Origin of the sequence: Joostella atrarenae (assembly GCF_021764745.1) — a bacterium.
Taxonomy (GTDB): Bacteria; Bacteroidota; Bacteroidia; order Flavobacteriales; family Flavobacteriaceae; genus Galbibacter; species Galbibacter atrarenae.
Genome location: NZ_JAETXX010000016.1, coordinates 18,391 through 42,529 on the forward strand (window position 1 = coordinate 18,391; position 24,139 = coordinate 42,529).

Sequence of the window (24,139 nt, forward strand, 5' to 3'; positions counted from 1 at the left end):
GGTCAGAGTAAAATAAGATTATAATACCTTACTCTGACCAATTAAAAAATTATCTGGTATTAGCCGAAACGACATTCGTTATTTCCTGGATCTCCAACACATATCTGACTTAATGTCAGGCACTTACCTCCGCCGTATGGAGTTGGAGAAGGACATTCTGCATTGGCAGTATTTAAACGAACAAGACTAGTTAAGTCAAGATCATTTGACGAAGCAGATACTTGAGTATTTGTAGCTAAATAAATCCCCATAGAAAGTGTTAATACCCCTACGGTTCCTAATAACTTTTTCATAATTTAATGGTTTTAAAATTAATAATGATATTTTTTGCAAAGTCCTAGAGGAGACACTACTTTTGCCGAATGTCATATGTTTTATATACTCATAAAACATATAAGTTTTAACTTCCTCTTCGTTATTGTACCGTGCTATGTCATAGTTCAAAAAATTTTAATGGTTCATAAATTTCGAATTTTATCTAATCGTTAAAGCTAGAAGAGGAAGTCTTATTTTTATTTATAAACTTCTTAATTTCAAATTTCATTTCTTCTATTGCTTTTGATTTAACCTTTATTTTTTTATTAAAAAATTTATCTGCGACACTGTAAGCCTTTTCAAAATCACCACTATCTCTATACAATGTAAATAATAGATAATCAGGATAAAACCTATTCGGAACCATTGCAGCTGCATTCAAATAAGACCTTTCTGCATTTTCATATTCCCCAATTGCTTTATAACTATCTCCAAGCCCTATTTCTATAACCGTATTGTTAAGATGCTTTTTCGAATGATTAAAAATTTTTAAAGACTCTTTATACTCTTTATTCAATAATAAAGATTTCCCAAATAGCATTAAAAAATCTCCATCTCGATTGAAAATTGGCATGGATTTCCCTAATTCTTTTGTGCTCTGTTCATACATTTCATTGTTATATAACCTTATCCCTGAAGCCCAGTTTTTTAATCCATTTTTAATTCCACTTACTGGCAATACAACTCTCCAAATAGAGAAACAGAGCAAAATAAGTATGCTTAACCTTACAGGGAAGTTTAAACTTTGAGTTCTTAATGATTTATATTTATTTCGATTTAGAATGCTTTTTTTATTCCTATCTAAATTTGCCAAATTAGCTACGAAAACAATACCTATCATTTTTATTGAAAGAATATGTGATGGGTATGAAAAAAAACTGAAGACTAATAAAGATATAATTACTGAAATTGAAATTACCTGTAATTCTTTATATTTTGGATCTACTTTTATTACAAAACAAATTAAGATTACAAAAGCTCCTATGAGTAAACCTATGATACCATTTTCCGAAAGAAGTTGTAAACCTTCATTAAATGCATAGTATGTATTATCAGCAATGCTTACTTCATTAGTATCACCCTCATTATTTTTAAAGTATTCTGCCTGTTCATCCATATAGAATGTTTTGAATCGGTCATATCCAATTCCAAACACCGGATTTTTTTTAATCAATTGGGATGTTACTTTCCATATAAGAATTCTACCGTCCGAAGAGTCTTTCTTTAAATAATAAACTCCAGTAGCACCTATTATAAGGAAGAAAAATGCTAACGAAAGACCGAATATTTTTTTTCTTATATGTAATCCTTTAAACTTTTCTTTCCATTGAAATTTATATGCTAATAAGAAAATGATACCACAAAAAGCTGATATTAATCCTGCTCTAGAATGTACAGAGGGTAATACAAGTACGATCATTATGATACTTGATATAGTCAGAATATTAATTAATATCCCCCTTTTAAAATGCGCTATCAGCATTAATTTATCTCTATATAAATAAATCGCTATTAATAACACTAATATTGGAGCTAAATAACCAGCGTAAGGACCGGGGTTAAAAAAACTTCCCGTTATTTTAAAGGCTGGATTTAAAGTTGGTTTTAAAGAGAATAACTGCAAGAGTCCATAAAAAGCTTGAATGAATCCTGATATTACAAATCCCATAACTATTATTATCAAGCTTTGAACCTTTAATCCTCTATTTAAAAGATAAAAAAACATAAGACATAAAAATTCTAAAAATTTCAAAGAAAAATTATAACTGTTTTGAATCCAATATCTATTTAAAATAATATATAAGGCGAAAGTAATCAAGGCTACATCGATCTTAGAAACTTTTATCGTCCATCGAATTTTACCTTTCATTACAAATTCCAATACGCATAAACCGTAAACAAAAAGAAGTATATATATTAAGATAGGTACTTTAGAAGAAACAATGGGATTAATCCATTTTGTACTGTTAATAAGAGGAGTAATAATAACAATAATAGTTAGGGCAACAACCAAATAAAAAGTCCAGAACCCTTTCCAAATAGGATCCCCTCCTTTTTTTATAAGCAATAAATTACTTATATGAAAATCTTGCTTAATCACAACATTCATTAGGTTAGGTTTTAAAAAGTCTTTTCAATTCTCTTTAGATTTGAGGGGATGAATTGTTCCTTTTAACTTAGGCATATTAAAATCTGGGGGAAGACTTATGTCACTGAAAGTTAAAAGAATATTAAACCTAAACAAAGCTTGAATTAAAATTTAATAAAAAATTAACAGTAATATTTACATTTAAAACATCTTATGATTGAATATTTATTATTGTAACATATATGGCATATCTGTCCCTATTTCCATGATTTTTTTCATCACTTTTTTAAATAAAAATCATCCCATTGATATTCCTTCTAAAATCTAAATATTAATAACCAGCTATCTTACTAAATTATGCAGGTTTCATTTTGAAGTTAGTCTAAAAGGGTATCTTGACCAATTAAACATATCACAAAGAGCTTACCTCATTCTTAGGCAGTCTTAATTTTCCATTTTATTGTTATTAACAAATTCCTGTAAACATACAACCAAGCCAAAAAATTCATCCAATAGATTTTTTGTCTTTTCATAAGAAATAAATTACTTTTATAGAGATGTTTTCAATTATTTCATCCATAACATTAAGGATTAAAACCTTTTTAGTTTAATTAGATGGAGATAAATAAATTTACATTTTACAAGGGAAGAATATAAAAATTTACGAAGTTATTTAACTGTAATTCAAATAAATATAAATCATAAAGCACTAACAAAAGTTCAATAAAAAATCAACTACCATATGTTTTTATAAAGCGTGATTTAATTTCAGTTATTATGACTACTCATAAATTTAGCTTACTCTCTATACTATTATTTATTTTATCCTATTTATCAATTTCGTGTAGGAATCATACCCCAATTCAAAATATCCCAAACGATATAAATAGCCAATTTGTTTATTCAAAAAAAAGTAATCAATTATTTTACTCCAGTAATGATTCAAATTTATATCACATATATCAGCTTGATTTAAGTAAAACACATTTCAAAAAAAAATTGATCAAGATTCCTCTTAAAGAGGATGTCTTTGTCAGAGACATATCCTATAATGGACGATTTCTTTCTTTCGTTTCGGATTATAATGGTAATCAGAAATATGATATTTATTTGTATGATTTAAAAAATCATAAGTATATTTCAATCACTTCAACAATTGAAATAGATGATGGAAATCCTCAATTCAGCCCTACGGAAGATAAATTGGCCTATCTATCAGATGGTAAATTAATTATTTATGATATTCAAAAGCATCAAGCACTTTATAAATCCGATGAAACATTTAAATCACTTTTATGGACAAAAAATAAAATTTATCTTGAAAAAGTAAATTCAGACATTGTAGCACTTGACCCAAAATTTTATTCATTTTCTAAAATATGGGAGTCACCAAAAGAATCTTTTGTTCCTAAAATGTTCTTTTTTAAGGATGATTCATTATGTTTTATTTCGGATCATGATGGTTTTAGCCAGATATTTATTCTTAATACCATTAAGAGTAAAACCAACAATCCAATACAATTGAACTATGATTTATATGAGCCCCAATTAGATCATAATGGGAGCTTACATTTTATTGCAAACATGGATGGTTCTTTGAAGAAGTTTAAATTAAATAAAAATAATCAAATTATTCCGGATATAAATTTTGAAGATGGTGTTCTATATCAATATTATATTGATAAAAACAGAGAAATTTATTTATCCGCTTCAATTGATTCTCCAAAATCAATTTATCTTAAATTCAATTCAAAACTAAAAAAACTACCTATAAATGATCACAAAATAAAAGCTTCTAATTACCAACGTTTTATTACAAAAGATGGTATGAGCCACTTTATATTTACGCCAAAAGACACTATGAAAATAAAAGACTATGTTGTATGGCTACATGGAGGACCAAATGAGCAAGTTTCACCAAGGTATAACCCAATAATTAATAGTTTAAATGAAAAGGGATACGGTGTTATATGCATAAATTATAAGGGATCAACTGGAATTGGAAATTCATATGAGATGAGAGATAATAATGGCACAAAGACATATATTAATCAAATTAAAAATATTAAAAAAAACCTAAACTATATAAGCAAAATGTTAAATCATAAGGCTAAATTAAAATTTATTTCCGTCAGCTATGGTTCTATTCTAGCCCATGGGTATACAGCTATTTATCCGAATGAAGTAAGTAAAATAGTGGATATTTCAGGATTGACAGATACTAAAATAAATTCTTTGATAAATGATGTCCCATCAACTTTAAAGATATTATTTATTTCAGGAGATAATGATTTTGCGCTAAATCAATATAAATTAGATTTAATTGAGAAATATGATGACGCTAAAACAGAACAATTAATTATAGAAAAAGAAGGCCATTACATAAGAAGAAAAAACTCATTAATTAAACTTATTAATCGCACCATTAATTTCCTAGATTAATTAAACAAAGACCGAAGATCTAATTTACTACCACCATACTTGAATATCATCTTCATAAGTAAAGATTCTTTCGTCCTTCCCTCCTGAAAGGTTTTTAATTAAATATATAGCATTTGAAGGAACATCTTCATAGTTAAGAACATTACTTATTGCTATTTGAGCTCCTAACGACACCCATTTATTGTCCCAATAGAAAACTTCATACCTATTCCCCGGCACTATTATATTATAAGCTACTCTAGGAAGAAAACGAATTTTATCAATTCTTCTGGGAGACATAAAATCCAGCCCTACCCAAGAGTTATCCTCCTCTGGAGCATGGTAAAAAGTTAACACATTTCCATCAAATACTTTATCTTTTGTTCTATTAGGGAATTTATAGAATACTCCTTCTGTTCCTATAATCTTACCATTTAGTTGTTTCCCATCTTCAAAAAATTCCAGTTCTGAAACATTACAATATGACCCTTTTGGAGAAAGAAATCTAATATAACGATATTTCTTATCTAGTGTAAAATCAACTTCATTATAATATTCTTCATTTAAATCCTCAATTTTATACATATTAAAGGCTCCTTCAAAGTCTAGATTGTTTGATGCCTGAAAATATCCCCCATTCATTCTGTTAATAAATCCTTTAATGCGCTCGACTAACGGATACTTTCTTAAAACTTTTAGCGTGATCAAACTATCTTTATTCGGCTGTTTTATTTCAACTTCACCATGATAATCAAGAATAAAAGGATAGTTTAAAAAATTTATTCCATCTTCACTAATAGATGTGGGAATATAAACACTATTTCGTCCCACTTTTTTAAAAGTAGCTTTACTTCCCTGTTCAATATTAAATCCCCAAGCAATAGGAGTCCATTCTTTATTATTAAAGACAGATAAATATACATTCTTTTCAATATTAACGCGCTCCAAAATAGGAATTGATATATCAGCAGTTTTGATGTATTCATCTGTTACATCTGTAATGAATTCATTGTTTAGGAATTCAGGTAAATAATGTTTTCTACCAAAGATAGCAGCGTGACTATTCAAATTTTTATTAAAAGTCCTTCTATAAACCTTACCTAATTTATAATATTCTGATTTAAAACGTCCTAAAGTATCAACTTCAAGTGGTACTACAAAAGGAATTGTTTTTCCGTTCTGATCATGTATCGCATTCCAAAAATGACCGGCATGTATATTTGTATAATTCGGTGTAAAATCTTGAAAACATGGAATTGAGTATGCCCTCAACACAAAAGTTATATAATCACTTAACTCCTTACAACTTCCATAAGGGAGCTTCTTTAAATAAGAATATGGTAAATCAGGAAAACTGCTTGTTGGCTTTATCTCAAAACCACTAAATCTCCGTGTAGTTTCCTTTATTAAGTATTCGGCTGCTTGAGTAACATTATAATATTTATATACACTTCTACCATAGTCTTTTTGCACACTATCTCGCCAATTCTCTAATGCTCCATTATTGACTTTGAAAGGGAGAACATTATTAATAAAATCGTTTTCTGTAACATCCTCTTTCCAACCAATCCTATTATATGTTGCAAAAGCTCTATTAATATCATTAATGAAAAATTCTTCCTTTAATTCACTTAAATCTTCCTGTAAATGTAACTCCGCAGACGAGTTTAAAAAATTCAATTTTTTATTCAATTTTTCAGGATTATCATGATATAATGAAATTAAATCTAAATAATTTTGATAAGAAGCTCCTTGGTAGTGTAATCTGTTTATAGAGTTTTGTAAAATTAATAATCCTCCCTCACTCTTTAATTTATCTCCCTGAAATTCCTCTAAAACACGTTCTCTTATAATTATTTTTCTATTTTCCTGACATGATGAAAAAAAGTAAAATAAAATTATTAAATATATAATTTTTGACATATTATGAGTAATCATTATTAAGTGTATAAGCGACAGTTATTCTCAAATATATTAAAATGATTGTAAAGTCATACAACCTTCTTTACTAATCCCATTACTTTAACGACTGATTTCTATATATTATCCCAAAGGGTCCAAAATTAAAAACTACATAGTACAGAACAAACTCTAAAGCATGATTATTAATTAAGACCTGTACTTTTTAGTATAGATTTCTTTTTAAAGCGAATTGTCCTATATTTAGGCATGACTTTGAAACCTTTTCCTTTTTACAGACAAATGGATCAAATGGATTGTGGTCCTACATGTTTACGTATGATTGCAAAATATCATGGGAAAGAATATTCTATAGATCTTTTAAGAAGATATACAGAAGTCACAAGAGAAGGTGCATCGCTTGGTGATCTTGCAGAAGCAGCTGAAAAAATAGGATATCGCACTCTCGCCGTTCAATTAAATTATAAATCCTTAAAGGAAGAAGTTCCTTTTCCATGTATTGTATATTGGCATCGAAGACATTTTGTTATTGTATATAAAATAAAAAAAAATAAAATTTATGTCGCAGACCCAGCACATGGGCTTATAAAATATTCCATTTCAGATTTTTGTAAAGGTTGGTTAGCGTCTTTTCAAGACATACAAGAAGAGGGCTATGCCTTATTATTAGAAACTACACCAAAATTCTATGAAATGGAATTTGAAGAAAAGAAGAAATATAATTTCAACTTTTTATTTTGGTATTTTAAACCATATAAGAAATATATTATTCAATTATTGCTTGGTCTCATTATTGGTAGTCTATTACAATTAATTTTCCCTTTTTTAACCCAAGCAGTTGTTGATTACGGAATTAATTATCAAAATATTAATTTTATATATCTCATACTAATAGCACAATTAGTACTGTTCTTATCACAAACTAGTGTTGATATAATAAGAGGTTGGATTTTACTACATATGACAAGTCGCATAAATATTAGCTTAATTTCTGATTTCTTAATAAAGTTAATGCGCTTACCTATTTCATTTTTTGACTCTAAAAATGTTGGGGACATAATTCAAAGAATTTATGATCATGATCGAATTCAAGATTTTTTGTCTAGTACGACTCTCAATACATTATTCTCGGCATTTAGTTTGATTATTTTTGGTTTTGTACTTGCTTACTATAGTATGCTGATCTTTAGCATTTTTTTTATTGGATCCTTAATTTATATTATATGGACTTTATTATTTCTTAAAAAGCGAGAAAAACTTGACTATATGAGATTCAGTCAATCTTCTGATAATCAAAGTAGTATATATCAATTGATTTCTGGAATGCAGGAGATTAAACTAAATGGGTCAGAAAGGCGTAGACGCTGGGAATGGGAAGTAATTCAAATTAAACTATTCAAAGTCTCTATGAAAGGATTAGCTTTATCCCAAATCCAAAATATTGGAGGACAATTTTTTAATGAATTGAAAAATATTCTTATAACATTTATAGCTGCCAAATCAGTCATTAATGGAGATTTAACATTAGGGATGATGTTATCGATACAATATATAATTGGTCAGTTAAAACTTCCTATTAATAATTTTATAACATTTATTCAGGCAGGTCAAGATGCAAAGATAAGTGTTGAGCGACTGGCAGAAATCCATAACATAGAGGATGAATCTAACAGTGAGAATGAAAAACTTAAAGCATTACCTAAAAGTGATAGCATATTAATTAAAAAATTAAGTTTTAGATATGGAGGAAAAAGATCGCCATATGTATTAAAAGATTTAAACTTTCAAATACCAAAGGGTAAAATAACTGCAATTGTAGGTTCTAGTGGAAGTGGGAAAACAACACTAATTAAATTACTATTGAAATTTTATAATCCCACTAAAGGAGAGATTTTTATAGGGAATGTTAATTTTAAAAATATAGATATAAATTTTTGGCGAAGAAACTGTGGAAGTGTAATGCAGGATGGGTTTTTATTTGACGACACTATTATTAGAAATATTACTGAATCGGATTCTGAAAGAACAGTTGATAGAGATCGATTATTCCGTTCAGTAGATATAGCTAATATAGGAGGTTTTATAGAAAAGTTGCCATTAGGGTTTAATTCTAAAATTGGAATTAGCGGAACTAATATAAGTGGAGGTCAAAAACAGCGAATTCTAATTTCTAGAGCAGTATATAAAAATCCAAAATTTATTTTTTTCGATGAAGCAACCTCTGCTTTAGATGCAAATAATGAAAAGATAATTATGAATAAGTTAGAAGAATTTTATCATGGAAAAACAGTCGTTATAGCTGCACATAGATTAAGTACAGTGAAGAATGCACATCAAATAATTGTTTTGGATAACGGTAAGATCGCAGAAATTGGAAATCACAGAGAGTTAATCGTGAAAAAGGGATTATATTTTACTTTAGTTAAAAATCAACTTGATTTAGGAGGATGAACTAAATGAAAACTAGTAGGAAGAAAATAGAAGGACAAGACTATCTTTATAGTGAATCATCAGAAGGTTTTAAAGACATCTTGGGAAAATCTCCAAGTTGGATGATAATCTATGGAACCACCATAGTTTTTGTTATAGTACTATTATTAATAATTGGAGCAGCATTAATTAGCTATAACGATATTATTTCAGCGAAGATAGTAATAACAAGTAAAAACCCGCCTATATACTTGAAAGCAAGAAGTGCTGGTCGACTGCAAAATATTTTTGTCGAAGCTAATCAATATGTAAAAAAAGGAGAAATTCTTGCTGTTATTGAAAACACTGCTGATATAGAAGATATAAAATACCTTAAAAGTAAGATAAAAATATTTTATCCACGTCTAACAGATTTAGATTCATTGAGATCTAATTTTTCTTCAAATTTAAATTTAGGGAACATTCAGTCATCTTACAATGATTTTATTTCTAAATATCAAAAATATATTTTATATAATTCACTTCTACCTAATCAAAATGAATCAGAAATAATAAGAACACAATTAAATGAACAAATAAAACTCTTACAAAAACAACAAGCTCAGCTTAAAATAATGAAGCAAGATATTGAACTTGCAAATGATAACTATCACAGGCATCTTCAATTATTTGAAAAAGGAGTCATTTCGGAAGCAGAATATCAAAATATATATAGAGAGTTCCTTACTGATCAACAAACTTATGAAGGATTCATGACAAATATATCCAATACGAGAATTACTATTTCAAATTATCATAATCTATTAAATCAATCTAACATAGAAGACAAGAGTATTAAGAATAACTATAAGCAGGAACTCGAACAATCATATCAGACATTAAAAAATAAAATTTTGGACTGGGAATATGACTTTCTTGTCAAATCTCCAATTCCAGGTAAAGTAACAGTTTTTGATATTTGGAATAGATATCAAAGTGTGGATTTAAACACTACACTATTTACAATTGTGCCACAAAATTATGAAGAAATAATAGGAAGAGTTAAACTGCCAATCCATAATTCAGGAAAAGTTAAACTTGGTCAAAAAGTTATTATAAAGCTTGATAATTATCCTTTTGCAGAATGGGGAAGTATTGAAGGTGAAATTGCAAGTATTTCAGAAGTTCCACTACAAGGAGAAAAGGCTTTCTATACATTGTATATTGAACTGAAAGGACTTCAGACCTCCCATGGGAAAAGTATTGATTTTAGACAGGAAATGCAAGGAAAAGCTGAAATAGTTATAGAAGAACTAAGTATTTTACAACGTATATTCTATCATTTCAGAAATGTTTTATCGAGAACCTAACTTAATTTTTAAATGAATTTCAAATTCCCAACTAATTATTTAATATTTAACTTGTACTATAATTTGTTTGAATATCAATTCCTTTATTAGTACTTCAACAATGTTATTAAATTTTATTTTTTCGGTTGCAAATTTACAATTGAATTCTTTTGAGAATATTTCTATAGCGGAAGAAATTTTAAATGGTCGATTAAATATACAGATGAGAAAAAATTGATATTCGTTTAAAGATAATTCTAAAATATTACTTTGCTTTAGTAACTCTTTAGATCCAGTCTGTTGAAATAAAAAATAGTATTTACCTCTATTTTCATTTAATATTTTATTATAAAAGATGGATGAATCTTCATAGTTATCTATATTCCAATCCCATTGACTTTTAAAAATATTAACAAATGGGTTTTTTTGGAATGTTATATGTTGTAGATCCACTGATTGTTTTTTAAGGATTATATCCCTGTTAATACAATTTTTATGTTCTTGTTTAAATATTTTTTTAATCTCATCATTAGTATTATTTAATTTATTTTTTTTTCTTTCTATTTTATATATCTCAATTAACATTTCTAAAATTTCATTATCTAATTGAAACTTGCTTTTAATATAATTATAAGTGCCTTTAGATGATCCAATATTAATCATTAAGTCATCATTTATAGGTATATTAAGATGATTTAACAACCCTATTGTTCTATAATATGTTTGTATAGTTTCATTCCCCATTATTTAAGTATTTTATTATTCTTTCATGATATGTAGGAAAGTCTACTAATAAATTCAGTTCTAATTCTCGACATGCTTCAAAAGTTGATTTTGTTGTCCCATATAAATGAACATACTTTTTCTCATCATATTTACGCATAAAATTATTGAGAGCTATATTATTATCTTTCTCATATGAAATATAGTGTTTTATTGGTGTTTTATATAATCGAGCTAATACACTAAAAAAGTACTGCTCATAAATAAGAGCATAAGATGATCCAATAAGCGTTTTATTCATCTTATCTAAGTTTTTTTTAATGAACCAAAATGATCTGTCTCCAAACTCTCTAAAAAAATCTAGATTATTTCCTCCAATAATCCCAGCATTAGTCGCTTTAAATTTTTTTTGAATTTTAAAGTCTTCTACTAATTCATGAGGAAATGAAAAGTCTAATTCCTTTAAATGATTCATTGCGAAGTGGTAATGTCCTTCATATAAGTCTAAATTTTGTCCAACAAGTTCAGCATTTTCATATTCAGAGCCAAGTTTACCCCATATGTATATATCATTATCTACATGAATAAAAGGTTCTTCTTGTAGCATATATGAGTAAATCTTACCTATTGCCCATAGTTCTTTAGGGTAGTTTTTTAAATCCTCTAAATCTAACCGCACATTCGAATATGGAAGATTCAACTTATCAATTAATATTTTTTTACCTGCTATGTCAGTAATTAATTCAATTTCACCATATTGCTTTTGAAAAGTAAGACAGCTTAATGCCCAGCTCATACAAAAATATTTATGATGTTTCCAACCTCCATTAAATTTTTCAGTTAAGAAATTTACTTCTGATGAAGGTTTTGACCAAAAGCTATGTATTATTTTCATATTATTATGTATAGAGTCATCGAAAATTAGTTAAATTTTTTCTGTTTTGTTAAAATATTAACTATATTACTCAGTAATTACAATCAATATTAATCTTTTAAAGCTAATTTATTATGAAAAAACGAAAATTATCAGGCTTGTCCTTAAATAAAAAAAAGGTAAGCGAATTAAATGAAACTATTACAAACATGCTAAAAGGTGGAGGAACCGGGTATGTATCATGTGCCATACAATGCGGTGGCGGTGGTAACCACACCTTTTGTATATATAGCTGTTCATGTACATTAGGAACTGGGAGTAGCTGTCCTTAAAATTCAGTTTCAGGAAGATCTTCTAAGCATGAACTTATTTATTTCGTAAAATCATGATGATAGTTCATGCTTTAGATATTTAGTTTAATAATTCTATAGCTTTGTTTTACTTATTAGAATTCTCTCTATTTCTGATTTTAACTCTAGCATTCAAACTATTATAATATCGGTATAAGAAATCATAGCATACCATTTCATTCAGTCTATTTTTAGATTTAAATAATCTATTCATATGCATATGAATATAACTGGATAATAATCCATTCAATTCTTCATATGTATATTTTTTTGTACTTAATAATTCTCTAATTGTAGGTTGCATATTATGTTCTTTTTGTTGTATTATTGATAAGATTGGGCTATATTCCGATTTATTCTTATTTAAAATCAAAAAGTTATCTACTTTTTGTCTAGCTTCTCTATATTTTAAATCTAATTGTTTTTTAAGGGGTCTAGACATGCCAAATTCTAATCCAAAGCCAGTTTTAAGATATTTTAATAAAACTAATTTATCTTGAAGACTGTAATTAAAACAATTTAATAGGCTATCAATAGAACGTAAACCAAATAACCATCTCAAATTTTCATCTTCATATTCTTCTATTACATCTATAAGTTGAATGATAGATATGCTATCATAATAAAAAATAGATTCAGATAGTTCCATTGAATCATTACCATATCTTTCTAATTCTCTTTGATAGGTATCTAATTGAATTTTCCATATTAAATCTTTTTCTATCATTTTTTCTAATGGTTTCTTTAAAGTCGATACTATCTTATGAAAATTGTTGGAATCAGGAGAATGTAGCCGGATTCTTAGATGAAATCTAGGGTCCGCATAACGTATAAAAAACCATTTATCGATAATTCCATCTATTAACATTTTGTTAGTCAATGGTAATATAATCTGTGTTAAAATTGAGTCAGCAGTTCGACGTCCAGTATATACTTTATAAAAAACCCATTCACTACCAATGCTATAGAATCTTTTAGTTGTCATACTTTTTAATTGATTTTAATTTTGATTTATTATAAAAAGAAATATGAATTTGATGAGTATGAGAAATACTTGTACTTCCAAGAATACTTTTACTAGAGAACAAGAATTCTGATAGCAAAAAATTTGATTGGTGCTTCACAGCATCTAAGAGCATTTTAACTGACGATAGGTTAGAAAAATTAATTAATAAATCGTTTTCTCCATTATTTAATAAGACAAGTTGTGGTAATTTTATTTTGTTTCTCCAATTATCCATTTTTTTTATGGTAATGTCATCTTTTGTGGAGCTTGATATAATCTTTTGGATATCTATCTTATTAACTTTCCATTTTGCAAGGTGTAGAATTATATTATCATATTCTACTCTAGGAAGAAAAGATCGATTATGACTTAAAATTCCATAATCAAAATAAACTCCGGGTCTTCCGTTTTGATATTGAATGTCTCCTAAGAATCGATAAATAGGTAAGGGACTATCTGAATAGTTATGAGCATTAGTAATATGAGGAATGACCTCTTTATTTAATTTTGAAGCCCTCAAGACAATTTTATCATTCTTTATTGATACGTACAAATCATCAATTGTAATTTGCTTAATGGGCTCCAAGTTTGATTTAGCTAAGTAAGGAATTTCATAATCTCTAAAAGATGGTCGCATTAGAATATTCCCTACTCTAGCTTCGGGAAGATGAACTACTTCAGCTAGTACTTTATCTTCATTTATTCTTTTTTCAATATCAATAATTTTTTCAGCAAATTGATTTAATCCTTTATCATTTTGACAAAATCGAGCTAGCATGTTAGCCGCACTAGAGCCACCCATTCCTGTAAGTTTAATTTTCTCTATTTCACCTTCTTTAATAATTTCCACCATTGTGGAAAAGGAATCTGGTAAATCTTTCCAATTTGAAGGGAAGTCCTTCAAATCAAAATCTCTTAATTGAATTATAGATTCGTTGTTTTGGTCACATGAGATTAAGTATTTTTCAAGCAATTCATATATTGGACTTTGTCTTGAGGAGGATGTTTTTATAAGCTCTGATTGATCAGGTAAAATTATATCATCTATCAAAGGATTAATAACTCCATTATCACTATCCTCTCCATAACCAATCCCTGTTTCTACATCTAGCACCTTAGATAATGACATTTCTCTTCCTTCATACCTTTCTAAAAACTGTATTTTAAAATCATTAAGTCTACTATTTTCATATTCCACAGTTAATTTATTTAATACTGCCATTCCTCTTTTGATACTTGTAACAACATTTCTAGATAATAAGTTTTTTTTAGGTTGAATTCCCATATCTGTTTGAAAAAGATATTTCAGTTTAAATGTTGTGGGGTATTCTTTTAAGAAATTACTTAAATTAATATAAGTGCTTATTTTATTTCCAAAATTATTATCTAAAACATTTAACTTATTTTCTATTCTTTCTAGAAAAACTATCTCCTTCTCAGTACCCTCTAGTTTTTTTAAAACATTTTTTATCTGGTTCATAAATTCAGTCCCAGAGACAGAAGGTTCCAACTCACTAACAAGTAATTGAGCTTCTATTAATTCGTTAATAAAAAAAAGAGCCTCTTCTTTTGAAATATCATTATTGATCAAATTTTGCGAAATATCCTTAATGGTTGCTCCATTTTTAGATATATTTAGAATCATTTGAAGATATTTTGAGTTATCTACTTCCACAATGCAATGTCGTCTAAACCCATCAATAATATAATATTCAACATACCTTATTTTGTTTCCTGACTGATATATACTACTATTTGGAAAGAACAATACTTGCTTTTTAATATTTTCATTCCGAGCTAGATCCTTAGCTAGAGCAACTAGATAATTCATGTCAAGACGGGTGTTTCTCCACTTAAAAGTATCACTATTCATTTCTATGTCAGTCTTCTCATCAATTTTCCCTAAACTACAACCAGCAAAAAGTCCAAAAGGAACACACTTTGTTGACATTCTAGTAATATATTTAAGAAATGAGTTTTTTAAGCGAAGTTCTTTTTTTTTATCAAGTTTTCCTGCAGTCCATTTATTAATTTCTTTATATAAAGCTGGAGATGCTAAAAAAATTGATTCTTGGATAATTGGGTCAGAAAAAACTATCTTTAACTCTTGATCAGAAACAGTTTTGCCTGAGGTTAGCTTCATGTAAAAGTCAAGATTTAATATAGGTGTTCTTAATACGAAATTGTCAAAATAGTGGTAAGGATTCTCCATATTTTATAATTTTAATTAACTTATCATAAGACACTCATCCCAAAAAGTATTTGATTCAGATAAGTAATCTATCATTACGAGACCTATACCTGAAATACCTTCCAAAAGTGATAAGTCTGGAGTCCATGTCTGTTCAAGACTGTTCCACCGTTTATAACCAGCATAACCATCTTTATGATTAGCTTTTAATAAACCATCCTTAACCCAAAACTCAAACATTTTTTGAAAGGTAGGATCATTGCTTTCCTTAAAAATTGTTTTATAGATTTGTGCATTTCCATATGAACCATGGCATAAACCAGAATCAATAACCAAAGTATTCTCAGGACTTTTCCTTTTCGTGGTATGCATTAGGACCTTCAAAGCCCGCTTGTTGATATAATTATCATTCATTATTTTACCTGCTCTAAACAAAGATAATCCTATGCCTAAGTCCCCATAACACCATGCAACTCTACTGTCATACTTTGGAGTACTGTTAAAATCGACCCAATTAGGATATAATGATACTCCGCCGGGTATTTTTTTTTCTTTGCCAAGTAAAAACATAACACTATTATTTAATAGTGATGATGTAGCTTTTTGAAATTCATCAAATTGATATAAGCGTGATAGAAAATTTATAATCCCGGAAATTCCATGAGCAACACCCAAATTATGACCATTATTAAGCTCTTCAGTATCTATGTATGATTTCCATTTGATAGTACTTTCTTCATTAAATGGAAAAATGTCTAAGCCCTTAATGAAGGTAATAATATATTGCTGATAGCAATTCTTAAGGTGTATATTTTTAGTGTTTTTAAAACGCTTAAAGAAATAATATGCATAACCCATAGCTCCATGAAGAAAGTCATAGTTTCCTTTTTCCAAATCAAATTTCATTTGATTAACTAAATAATCATCAAAAGGTGTTAATAGCTCATCACAGTCTAATTCAATGAAATTATTAGCTTCTAAATGTTGAATTACCCATCCAAGACCAGCAATTCCATTACAATAAGTAGGATATGAATAACCCTGATTAATTTTATCAATACAATACGAAATGATTTCAGCACCAATATCCGCATGTTTTTCATCCTTTAAAAGCCTAGCATAATAAAATTGAAATAATGCTATACCTGATATTCCAGCTATTACTCCTACATTTTCAATGTCCTTGAATTTTTTAGGTATGATTGTACTGAACTCTTTTAATGCTTTTTCAAGTAAATTATTATTAATCAAAGATGAATTAATATATCTTGACATTTTTAATCTTTTATTAATTGTTGTTGAAAGTTAGTATTTTTATAATAAAAAAATAAAAATCAATATATTTAATTGAATATAATTGTTAATTACATGTGATCTATATGTTAGGCATTGAAGATCTTATTTAATTCATTACTGAAATTCCCTTCTTCTTTAAGAACAGGCAGATTGTACTATTAATAATATTTTATAATGAAGATACTAATAGCTTTACTTATATTTTTCCTTTTAAATACACAACAGAATGTAAGTGCTCAGAATGTAAGCGATAGTACAATTATTCAAAATTATTTTAATTTTGCAGAGTTAAATTCCCCTAAATTATTTATTCAAGTTGACAAAAATAAAATTTCTAAAAAAGAGAAGGTATGGTTTAAAATTTATGTTCGAGGTAAGGAAAACAGACCATATCTAAACCCAATTAATGTTTATCTTAAAGCTTTTACCGAAGACGGAAGATTTATAAAAGGGAAAGCTTATTTGTCACAAGACGGAAAAATAAGTGGAGAAATAGATATTCCTAAAAAAATTACATCTAAGATTATTTTCCTTTATGCCACGTTAGATATTACATCTTCAACTATAAAACCTAATGATGATATTGAAATTATAACTGTACTGTACAATGATAAAATTCAATACAAAAAAGTTCCAAACCATAAAAGAGAAAAATCAATTAGCTTAAAACCTGAAGGGGGGAATGTTATTGTAGGAAAAAATAATTTCTTATTTAGAGTTACTGATAAATATGGAAAAGAAATAAGAATCGATAATGCCAGCATAATAAACCAAAAAGGAGATACTATATTATCTAACATTTCTTGTGATGATTATGGGTCATGTAAATTTAACCTAGTGGTCAATTTACATGATAAATATCAACTACTAGTACAGCCAACAGAGGGGAAAAATTTACAATTATATCTTCCTAAGGTAGACACAAATAAAGAGGTTGGTATTATTGTCAATAATATTTTAAAAGATCGGGTGCTTATTTCATTAAGTACTTCTAAGATTAATAAATCTAATTTTTATGTTATTATCCATACTGAGGGAAAAATATTAAAAAAGAAACTTAACTTCTCAGATTCCACAACAAAAGAATTAAATTTTGACAGAAGTGATTTGTTTCCAGGAGTAAATACCATTTCTATTCTCAATGAAGCACACCAACTTATCGGACAGAGACTTTTTTTTAACTATTGGTTTTCTGAAAAGTATAAGAATAATATAATAATTGAGACTAGTAAAATAATTAATGACTCAATAACAATAAAGCTAGTCGACACCTCTTCTGTTAAAAGAAAAGGAACTTTTAATTTTATGGTGACGCCAAAAGAATCTAAAATAAATTTCACTTCACTTGTGAAAAAAGTAATATTCAAAGATTACATGGAGGGAGGCTTTGATGTTTTGAAATGGAATAATATCATACCAAATAGGAAAGAATTGTTTCAAATTGATAACTTACTTATTCTATATGGACATTCACACATAGATTGGAAAAAAATACTAAATACTAATGTCAAAGAAGAAAAGGATAAAATCAATATTGGTTTCAATATATCGGGGAATGCATTGAACATCAACAATGAAAATAAAGATAATTTATTTTTATTTCAACAAAGTTCAAAAACTATAAAATATGCTGATGAAATTAGAAAAAAAGACTTCATGTTTGAAAATGTTTATTTGAATGCTAATGATTCTATCCATATTTCGTTAGTAGATAAAAAAGGGAGATTAAGAAAACCTATTATTAAGAATTTTAAAGTCAGTCCACATTTTTCCATGGATGACTCCTTATCTATTAATAAAAATTTATTTTATGATGTCCAATCATCCGATTATGAACAATTAGATGATGAGGTAAATTTAATTATTGAAGAAAATACAATCCTATTGGATGAGGTTGTCCTTAACTCAAAAAAGAAAAATCAGCTGGTTGTTAATCCATCTTTATTGAATGGGATGTTCGAAGGAGTCAAGGTTAGTGATTCTATTACTAAGAAATATATTAAATTGTCAAATTTATTGAGAAAACTTGGTTTTAAGATCAAAATAAATCCCCTTGACGGTAGAATGAATATTGGTCCTAAAATTCTTATGAATTCACCACCAATAATTATTTTAGATGGGTTTGAAATTACTGAAAATTTAAAAGACTTCTATTTACACAATGTTGATGAAGTATATTACGAGCATCAGGGAGTTAATAAAAGTAATGGAGGAACAATTTATATATATCGATTTAATGGCAAAAGAGATAATCCAGAAAAAAAGATAACATCTACTGTAATGCCAATAATTGGTTTTTCTAATTTTAAAAGATTCGTAACACCCATTTATGATAAAAAAAGTAAAGCATTTACTTCTTATGGTATAATATTTTGGTCTCCAGAACTGAAGTTTAATGAAGATGGTATTGCTTTTATAAAAATACCCAATTATGAAGTTTCTAATCTTAAAATAATTATCGAAGGATTTTATCAAGATGGTAATATAATATCCAAAGAATATTATGAAAAATTTAAATAAATAAATTGTACTTATCTCTTAAGCTTAGGATTGATATTTTCTTAAGAAGGACTCTATTTAAAAATGGATATGACTAATTGTGAAAACCGAAACTATTGATATCTGTTCGCTTAATAATTCTACATAATATATTTTTATAATCCCGGAAATTCCATGAGCAACACCCAAATTACCAGTTGTAAGTACTGGCGTATCATTGATTACATCTAAAATAAATGAAACTATGGTATTTAGTTTATATTCTGGTAACAACTCCACAAAAAAATCAATTATACTGGAAAAATTAAAACATAAAACTTATGATACTATTTTTCAATAATTTTAGTGAATTTTTTAATTGATATGTGATAAGAAAATAATAAAAATCGTACCATTTAAAATCATAACTAATTAACGAATTTACCAGAAATAAAGCTTCTTAAATGTTAAAGTTTGTTAAAAGTGTTAAAATGAGACTTTTATGGATACCCACTAAAATACAGAGTCTCCAGTTCCCTATAAACACTAGGAAAATATAATTTTAGTCGTTCTCCCCGACTCCACAAACAACCCTCATACACTCAGTGTTTATGAGGGTTTTCTTTTTTAGTTGACAATTCAGTTGACAATTTATCATAGTTTTTCTACTTGCAAATAAAAAAAGGTGTTCATAATTTTATTGTTAAATATATTTAATTATGAATATCATAAAAAAAATCTACAATATTATTTCATGGCCAGGCAGAACATTTGAAAAACTCAATAGTTACTCACAAACCAAATATCAAAAAGGGCTTTCGAAAAGAATAGCTCGTTCGTATGATTTAGCTAAAGAAAAAGTATCTGAACAGCACAAAGATTCAGAGCTTAATGATGAAATTTGTATTGAAAACAAAATACTCATAAGAGATCACAGAAAATTCAACTATTTCGATAAGTTTTTTCAAATTGAAAGTTCTGACCTTGATCCTCAAAGTAAAAGACGTCAGAGTATTCATTTTTTGATGCAAGACCTCATGCAGTTTCCCAATCAGAAACGAGAACAACACATTGCAGATGATTTGATGGGTAATTTAACCCAATTTCTTTTTGACATTAAAATTCATTCACTAATAGAAAAAAAGGAAATCGAAGAATCAGAATTTCACGAAAAAGCGCTTTCTAATCCAAAAAGTAAAGGAGGTGGGAGACCTCCTAAAAACGGGGTAGCCCCTGCTAATCTCTTAATTATAAAATATGCTGTGATCCATAAAGAGTATCCTGGAACTAAGCCCGGTGAAAATGATTGGGAAGAATTCTATCAAAAACTAGCTAATGAAGGCGGATTAACCATTGGATCAATCAGAAATAAATTCTCCCAACTGTATAACCAATATGAGATATACTTGAAAGATAACCCAAAATATCGCTCTACTCTTATTGAAAGACAAATGCTTAAAGAATACCCTAAAGCAGAAAATTTTATTAAACAATATGTATGATATACATAATTAGCTATAACTTTAATTATTATTAATTATTACCTTAAAGAAAGGATTGTTCATTTGTCCTGTTAAACATTAAAAACTGCAATTATGAACAATCCATTTGAAATTATTCAAACAGAGCTTTTTGAGATAAAAAGTGAATTACAAAAATTACATAAAAAGTCTAAAACAGACTATTCAAATAAATTCTACACTTATAAAGAAGCTGCCGATCTCGTAGGATGCTCAGATCAAACTATTCGTAATCACGTAAAAAAGGGTGAATTAAAAGCCACTAAGTTTGGCCCTAAACTAATAAGAATTAATCACAATCAACTTTTTGATTCCAACAACGAAGTAAAATCTTTTAAATATAAAAGGTAATGGAGGTAAATAAAAAACAAGCCTCTTATACCCTAGGAAGCATAAAAGGCTCAAATAACGATTATCAAAGCAAAAATAGAAAAAATGATTATACAATTGATATCATTGATTTAGAAAATGATTATTTAAAGTTTGCGAAACGCAATAAAAACCCATTTCCTATAGATATCTTTCCAAAAGAGATTCAAGAAATCATATTTGAGGCGTTTAATAAATATCAGTTCACTATAGATTACTTAGGGGCTGGTGTTTTGTCAGCAGCCTCAGCTGCAATTGGAGTTACTCATAAAGTATTAGTAAAGAAAGGTTGGGAAGAAAAGGCTAATTTATATACCGTGATTGTTGGTAGACCTGGTGATTCTAAAAGTCACGCATTAAATTTTTGCTTTAAACCAATTCACATTAAGGAAGATCATTTTTTCATGGAATATGAAAATAACCTAAATGAATACGAAAAAAACTGCTTAGAATCCCCTGATAATAAAATTAAACTAAAAAAACCAATCCTTAAAAAGATATTGATTAGTGATTTTACTCCTGAAGCATTAATGTTGACACATGCTAACAATAAGAGAGGATTATATATTTATGTCGATGAATTACATGGATGGATCAAAAATTTTAACCGTTACAATAGTTCTGGTGAAGCAGAAACATATTTAAGTCTATGGAGCGGAGCTAAAATTTCTACAGATAGAGCTTCAGGCAAAAGTTTAAGAATCAGCGATCCTTATATAGGGGTCATAGGAGGTACTCAAATAGATGTACTCAAAGAATTTGCCAAAGAAGGAAGAGGCTCAAATGGATTTATGGATCGTTTACTATTTGTTTATCCTGAGGAACAAAAAACTTTAAAATGGAATATTAATAAAGTAGATGAAGTTTATATTCAAAACTACTTTTCGATTATTTCAAATTTGATAGATCTGGATATTAACGAAGACAACAACCCTGTATTAATACCAATAAAGGAAAATGCTAAAAAGTACCTATTCAATTGGCAAAATGATAGGCCTGACAATTATTTATTTGATTTTGAAAGAAGTGCTGATATCAAGCTTCAACAATATGTAATTCGTTTTGCTCTAATATTACAATTACTAAAATTTTCAGTTGGCACAAAATCAAAAGAAATGATTGACATAGATTCCATCAAAGGAGCAATCAAGTTATTTGATTATTTCTATCACAATGCAATGAAAGTTAGAAATGAAACTATTAGAGTAAACTATATAGAAACATTGACCGAACTTCAGAAAACGATTTTTAATGATTTACCGTACCAATTTAAAACAAATGAAGGTTTAAAAATAGCCTGTAAGATAATTAATGGAAGACCTAGGATTAGTGATAGACAATTTAAAACATTTTTAAATGACAAAAAATTATTCAAAAGGATATCTCATGGTAACTATAAGAAGTTACTATAGGCTTCATTTTCCTCATTTTCTTCACTTTAAACATTAACCAATTGATTTTAAGACTCATAGTGAGTCTAATTTGTGCAAAATTTGTGAACAAAGTGAAATTATTTTAAATGATAGTAATGAAGTTTAACATAAATATTACTTATAGTGCAATATAATGAAATCCATTTTGCACAAAAATACCTCGTCAGACTTTATTACTACTGAATAGTGAAGAAAATGAGGAAAATGAAGTGTACCATGTATAAATATACTCTCCATAAATTTTCAACAAAACATATTTGTCCGATATGTAACAGAAAAACTTTTGTGCTTTACATCAACAATGAATCTATGGAATATTTGTCTAATGAAGTAGGAAGATGTGATAGAGAAATAAAGTGCGGAAATCATTACACCCCTAAAATGTATTTTAAAGATAATAATCTTCAAAATACATATACTCCCATAATAAACAAACATAGAGCCGAAAAAAAAATGACTCAAATAAGCTATCATCCAACTAGTGAAGTTAAATTAACGCTAAAGAATTATAGCAATAATAACTTAACGGGATTTCTCTATTCTAAGTTTCATGAGAATAGTGTTTCAAAAATGATTAATGACTACAGAATAGGGACTTCAAATGATAAGTTTTTCGGTACTGTTTTTTGGCAAATTGACACAAAAGGAAAAGTAAGAGGAGGAAAAATAATTTCTTATGATAAAAAAGGGCATAGAACGAAATATATAAATTGGATTCATGCAATTCAATTAAAAAATAATATCATTTCTAAATTTCATTTAAAGCAATGTTTGTTTGGTTTACACTTACTAAAAGATTGCAATAAGACTATTGCCATAGTGGAATCTGAAAAAACGGCCTGTATTATGAGTATGCTATTTCAGAAATATATTTGGATGGCTTCTGGAAGTATTAACGGTCTTAATAAAGATAAGTTAGAGGATTTAAAAGGATGCAAAATTATCTTATATCCAGATTTGGGAATACAAGGTAAAAATGGCTCACCGTATACCCAATGGAAAGAAAGATCTGAGAAATTAAAAAATCAAGGTTTTAATATTGAAGTTTCAGACTTATTAGAAAAAAAAGCTACCATTAAAGATCGAGAAAGGGGACTAGACATTGCAGATTATTTTATTGATTTTTCTCAAAACAAGCCTAAAAGGATTATATCAAAACAGAATGATCAAATTTTAAAAATGTATATGAAGAATAAAAAATTAAAAACACTAATAGATGTATTTGACTTACGTGATGTTAATGGAAACACAATAACATTTTGATATATACTTGCTCAGGAGCAAGGTGTGTTTCTGTAATACAAAAACCCTTAAAATAACATTTTAAAGACCTTGCTTTTACTTATCAGTAAAAGAGTTTAGAACCTCCAAAGTCGCTTCATAAAAACAGATTAGT

18 protein-coding genes are annotated in these 24,139 nt (G+C 28.0%); 9 read left to right on the forward strand and 9 right to left on the reverse strand.

Annotation, left to right across the window (positions count from 1 at the left end; translation table 11 throughout):
* Positions 1-59 precede the first annotated feature (59 nt).
* Together JM658_RS16090 and JM658_RS16095 are read right to left on the reverse strand one after the other, a co-directional pair.
* Positions 60-293 carry a hypothetical protein gene (locus tag JM658_RS16090; RefSeq protein WP_236960687.1) on the reverse strand — a complete coding sequence of 78 codons (234 nt, stop codon included), beginning with the start codon at positions 291-293 and terminating at the stop codon, positions 60-62.
* A 185-nt stretch (positions 294-478) separates the two neighbouring features.
* On the reverse strand, positions 479-2,425 hold the full coding sequence (locus JM658_RS16095; protein WP_236960689.1) for an O-antigen ligase family protein: 1,947 nt from the start codon (positions 2,423-2,425) through the stop codon (positions 479-481).
* Between the two features lie 756 nt (positions 2,426-3,181).
* Between JM658_RS16095 and JM658_RS16100 the strand changes: the two genes are divergently transcribed.
* Entirely contained in the window at positions 3,182-4,846 is a 1,665-nt protein-coding gene (locus JM658_RS16100; protein WP_236960691.1) for a S9 family peptidase, read from the forward strand.
* 27 nt (positions 4,847-4,873) lie between these two features.
* On the opposite strand, the gene JM658_RS16105 is transcribed toward JM658_RS16100, so the two are convergent.
* The gene (locus JM658_RS16105; RefSeq protein ID WP_236960693.1) at positions 4,874-6,748 is read right to left on the reverse strand and encodes a discoidin domain-containing protein; all 1,875 of its coding nucleotides are present in this window, start codon (positions 6,746-6,748) and stop codon (positions 4,874-4,876) included.
* A 246-nt stretch (positions 6,749-6,994) separates the two neighbouring features.
* Between JM658_RS16105 and JM658_RS16110 the strand changes: the two genes are divergently transcribed.
* Both JM658_RS16110 and JM658_RS16115 read left to right on the forward strand, forming a co-directional pair.
* Positions 6,995-9,196 carry a peptidase domain-containing ABC transporter gene (locus tag JM658_RS16110; RefSeq protein ID WP_236960694.1) on the forward strand — a complete coding sequence of 734 codons (2,202 nt, stop codon included), beginning with the start codon at positions 6,995-6,997 and terminating at the stop codon, positions 9,194-9,196.
* Positions 9,197-9,201: 5 nt separating this feature from the next.
* Complete coding sequence (locus JM658_RS16115) at positions 9,202-10,524, forward strand: HlyD family secretion protein (protein WP_236960696.1); 1,323 nt, start codon at positions 9,202-9,204, stop codon at positions 10,522-10,524.
* A 39-nt stretch (positions 10,525-10,563) separates the two neighbouring features.
* On the opposite strand, the gene JM658_RS16120 is transcribed toward JM658_RS16115, so the two are convergent.
* Positions 10,564-11,247 (reverse strand): hypothetical protein, encoded by a 684-nt coding sequence (locus JM658_RS16120; protein WP_236960698.1) that lies wholly within the window; start codon positions 11,245-11,247, stop codon positions 10,564-10,566.
* Positions 11,237-12,121 carry a DUF6734 family protein gene (locus tag JM658_RS16125; RefSeq protein ID WP_236960700.1) on the reverse strand — a complete coding sequence of 295 codons (885 nt, stop codon included), beginning with the start codon at positions 12,119-12,121 and terminating at the stop codon, positions 11,237-11,239. The genes JM658_RS16120 and JM658_RS16125 overlap by 11 nt, the downstream gene beginning before the upstream one ends.
* A gap of 113 nt (positions 12,122-12,234) precedes the next feature.
* Here JM658_RS16125 and JM658_RS16130 point away from each other — a divergent pair, with 113 nt between their 5' ends.
* The gene (locus JM658_RS16130) at positions 12,235-12,432 is read left to right on the forward strand and encodes a class I lanthipeptide (protein WP_236960702.1); all 198 of its coding nucleotides are present in this window, start codon (positions 12,235-12,237) and stop codon (positions 12,430-12,432) included.
* Between the two features lie 106 nt (positions 12,433-12,538).
* Here the strand turns inward: JM658_RS16130 and JM658_RS16135 are convergent, their stop codons facing one another.
* From JM658_RS16135 to JM658_RS16145, 3 genes are read right to left on the reverse strand one after another with little or no spacing between them, the layout of a single operon-like run.
* Positions 12,539-13,435, reverse strand: coding sequence for a thiopeptide-type bacteriocin biosynthesis protein (locus JM658_RS16135; protein ID WP_236960704.1), 897 nt, complete (start codon positions 13,433-13,435; stop codon positions 12,539-12,541).
* Complete coding sequence (locus JM658_RS16140; RefSeq protein ID WP_236960706.1) at positions 13,425-15,668, reverse strand: lantibiotic dehydratase family protein; 2,244 nt, start codon at positions 15,666-15,668, stop codon at positions 13,425-13,427. Before JM658_RS16140 ends, JM658_RS16135 begins: the two co-directional genes overlap by 11 nt.
* Before the next feature lie 15 nt (positions 15,669-15,683).
* A complete protein-coding gene (locus JM658_RS16145) occupies positions 15,684-16,922 on the reverse strand; it encodes a lanthionine synthetase C family protein (protein ID WP_236960708.1) in 1,239 nt (412 codons plus the stop codon).
* Between the two features lie 195 nt (positions 16,923-17,117).
* On the opposite strand from JM658_RS16145, the gene JM658_RS16150 reads away from it, so the two are divergent.
* The gene (locus JM658_RS16150) at positions 17,118-19,463 is read left to right on the forward strand and encodes a hypothetical protein (protein WP_236960710.1); all 2,346 of its coding nucleotides are present in this window, start codon (positions 17,118-17,120) and stop codon (positions 19,461-19,463) included.
* 57 nt (positions 19,464-19,520) lie between these two features.
* Here JM658_RS16150 and JM658_RS16155 read toward each other — a convergent pair whose 3' ends face one another.
* Entirely contained in the window at positions 19,521-19,721 is a 201-nt protein-coding gene (locus JM658_RS16155) for a hypothetical protein (RefSeq protein WP_236960712.1), read from the reverse strand.
* 419 nt (positions 19,722-20,140) lie between these two features.
* Here JM658_RS16155 and JM658_RS16160 point away from each other — a divergent pair, with 419 nt between their 5' ends.
* The 4 genes from JM658_RS16160 (at position 20,141) to JM658_RS16175 (ending at position 24,006) form a co-directional block, all read left to right on the forward strand.
* Complete coding sequence (locus JM658_RS16160; RefSeq protein WP_236960714.1) at positions 20,141-20,923, forward strand: hypothetical protein; 783 nt, start codon at positions 20,141-20,143, stop codon at positions 20,921-20,923.
* Between the two features lie 93 nt (positions 20,924-21,016).
* On the forward strand, positions 21,017-21,292 hold the full coding sequence (locus JM658_RS16165; RefSeq protein WP_236960715.1) for a helix-turn-helix domain-containing protein: 276 nt from the start codon (positions 21,017-21,019) through the stop codon (positions 21,290-21,292).
* Positions 21,292-22,722, forward strand: coding sequence for a DUF3987 domain-containing protein (locus tag JM658_RS16170; protein ID WP_236960717.1), 1,431 nt, complete (start codon positions 21,292-21,294; stop codon positions 22,720-22,722). Before JM658_RS16165 ends, JM658_RS16170 begins: the two co-directional genes overlap by 1 nt.
* A gap of 237 nt (positions 22,723-22,959) precedes the next feature.
* The gene (locus JM658_RS16175) at positions 22,960-24,006 is read left to right on the forward strand and encodes a DUF6371 domain-containing protein (protein ID WP_236960719.1); all 1,047 of its coding nucleotides are present in this window, start codon (positions 22,960-22,962) and stop codon (positions 24,004-24,006) included.
* Positions 24,007-24,139 lie beyond the last annotated feature (133 nt).

Excerpts from the sequence above, each read along its gene's own strand:
- JM658_RS16135 (WP_236960704.1), bottom strand. The coding sequence starts at position 13,435 with ATGACAACTAAAAGATTCTATAGCATTGGTAGTGAATGGGTTTTTTAT.
- JM658_RS16130 (WP_236960702.1), top strand. The coding sequence starts at position 12,235 with ATGAAAAAACGAAAATTATCAGGCTTGTCCTTAAATAAAAAAAAGGTA.
- JM658_RS16105 (WP_236960693.1), bottom strand. The coding sequence starts at position 6,748 with ATGTCAAAAATTATATATTTAATAATTTTATTTTACTTTTTTTCATCA.
- JM658_RS16165 (WP_236960715.1), top strand. The coding sequence starts at position 21,017 with ATGAACAATCCATTTGAAATTATTCAAACAGAGCTTTTTGAGATAAAA.
- JM658_RS16110 (WP_236960694.1), top strand. The coding sequence starts at position 6,995 with ATGACTTTGAAACCTTTTCCTTTTTACAGACAAATGGATCAAATGGAT.
- JM658_RS16125 (WP_236960700.1), bottom strand. The coding sequence starts at position 12,121 with ATGAAAATAATACATAGCTTTTGGTCAAAACCTTCATCAGAAGTAAAT.
- JM658_RS16095 (WP_236960689.1), bottom strand. The coding sequence starts at position 2,425 with ATGAATGTTGTGATTAAGCAAGATTTTCATATAAGTAATTTATTGCTT.
- JM658_RS16150 (WP_236960710.1), top strand. The coding sequence starts at position 17,118 with ATGAAGATACTAATAGCTTTACTTATATTTTTCCTTTTAAATACACAA.
- JM658_RS16145 (WP_236960708.1), bottom strand. The coding sequence starts at position 16,922 with ATGTCAAGATATATTAATTCATCTTTGATTAATAATAATTTACTTGAA.
- JM658_RS16175 (WP_236960719.1), top strand. The coding sequence starts at position 22,960 with ATGTATAAATATACTCTCCATAAATTTTCAACAAAACATATTTGTCCG.
- JM658_RS16090 (WP_236960687.1), bottom strand. The coding sequence starts at position 293 with ATGAAAAAGTTATTAGGAACCGTAGGGGTATTAACACTTTCTATGGGG.
- JM658_RS16160 (WP_236960714.1), top strand. The coding sequence starts at position 20,141 with ATGAATATCATAAAAAAAATCTACAATATTATTTCATGGCCAGGCAGA.
- JM658_RS16170 (WP_236960717.1), top strand. The coding sequence starts at position 21,292 with ATGGAGGTAAATAAAAAACAAGCCTCTTATACCCTAGGAAGCATAAAA.
- JM658_RS16100 (WP_236960691.1), top strand. The coding sequence starts at position 3,182 with ATGACTACTCATAAATTTAGCTTACTCTCTATACTATTATTTATTTTA.
- JM658_RS16120 (WP_236960698.1), bottom strand. The coding sequence starts at position 11,247 with ATGGGGAATGAAACTATACAAACATATTATAGAACAATAGGGTTGTTA.
- JM658_RS16140 (WP_236960706.1), bottom strand. The coding sequence starts at position 15,668 with ATGGAGAATCCTTACCACTATTTTGACAATTTCGTATTAAGAACACCT.
- JM658_RS16115 (WP_236960696.1), top strand. The coding sequence starts at position 9,202 with ATGAAAACTAGTAGGAAGAAAATAGAAGGACAAGACTATCTTTATAGT.